Source organism: Desulfosporosinus cupriresistens, from assembly GCF_001707885.1.
Taxonomy (GTDB): Bacteria; Bacillota; Desulfitobacteriia; order Desulfitobacteriales; family Desulfitobacteriaceae; genus Desulfosporosinus.
Genome location: NZ_MASS01000129.1, coordinates 1 through 1424, shown reverse-complemented (window position 1 = coordinate 1424; position 1424 = coordinate 1). Strand labels below are relative to the sequence as shown.

The 1424-nt window shown below is 48.1% G+C and carries 1 protein-coding gene; it reads right to left on the bottom strand.

The genetic code is table 11. The annotated features are described in order from the left end of the window. A partial coding sequence (locus tag DSBG_RS21475) for a sigma-70 family RNA polymerase sigma factor (RefSeq protein ID WP_068967045.1) occupies positions 1-1367 on the bottom strand: 1367 nt, incomplete at its 3' end. Between the last annotated feature and the right edge of the window lie 57 nt (positions 1368-1424).

Genomic DNA, 1424 nt, shown 5'->3' with positions numbered 1-1424 from the left:
AAACGCTCTGCTGCCTCAGTCAGCGTTATATCCTGAGGAAGATTGACGACTTGACTGTTTTCCTCATCAATAGTTACCCCTTCAGGAAGATCCAGTTCAAACAGGGAATCCGGCAATCCCTGATTGAGGCGAAGCTCCCTCACTTCCCGGCGGTTTACCAGCTCTCCTTTGACATTATAATATTCCGTACGTATTGGCATCCAGGTTTCTTTGTCCATCCAGTGATGGGTATTCATTTCCCCCAGCCCGGGAACTTGTTCACTGAATTGTATATGAAGAACCGGCCGGCCTTGCAGGTATTCCGTACCTAAGATCCGGCTGGATTTATTCTCGGCCATCGCCTTGAGGCTGTCCGGGAAACTAAAGTTGCCACGTTCTCTGTATTCCTGGCTTAAGATGAGTTTTCTGGCTTGGCGCGCATCGGCAAGCCAACTCAACATTATTCCGTCTTTCATAATGATCGTTATGGGACCTGTTGCCGCACTGTCCCCGTCTGTCCGATAGCGATCAGGCTTCTTGAACCAGATATGGGAGGTCAAGGTCGTCGGTTTTCCCTGCTCAAAGAAAGTAGCATCCACGATTTCCTCGTAATCCTCTGTTTTCTCTATCACCGCCTGCACCTTATCCTTAATCTCGGCTACGGAAAGGGTAATTTTTCCGGTCAGTGAATGCAAGAATGTCAAAAAGTCCTTCTGCTTTTTCATCTCCTCTTGCCAGGCAGGGTTTTGCGACAGTTCTTGTTCAAAGGCATTTCTGGCCGCTGCCTCCATGGTTCCTTCCAAATAGTCACAAATTCGGTCCTTTATATCGGATGGCTCTATGGTCATGTCGACTCGCTCCTTTGGCTTTTTTCTATACTGTTTCAGTGTCTCCTGCAGACGGGCCCGGGCCCTGAATAACCGCGACTTGACCGTTCCCAGCGGAAGATTGTATTCTTCCGCAGCTTCCTGTAAATTCAATCCTCTTAAATCAATATCAAGCAGGATTTGCTGTTGTTCCAGAGGAAGCCCTTTAATCGCCTGCCCCATTTCCAACTTCAGCGTGACAGCATCCTCGACAGACAGTTCCCCGGTGTTCAACAGTTCCGGTGTTATCCCCGGCATTACCCTGCTGCTGAAGCGCAGCAACAAGTATATTTCGTTGGTTAATATACGTCGCCACCAACCGGTAAAAGCGCCGTCATCTTTTAAGCCTGACAGGTTATTAAAAACCTTAAGCATAGTGTTTTGTACGGCGTCCTTGGCCAGATCTTTATCTCTCAGCAGGCAGAAGGCCTTTTTGGAAGCCTGGGGATAGATTTCCCGGATTAATACTTCCCAAGCGTCAAGGTCACCCTGCCGAGCCCTCCCAATCAGATCATTTTTCACGCTTTGATCCTCACCTCAACTATTTCAATTCGAAATGCATTTCAGTACTTAGGATTC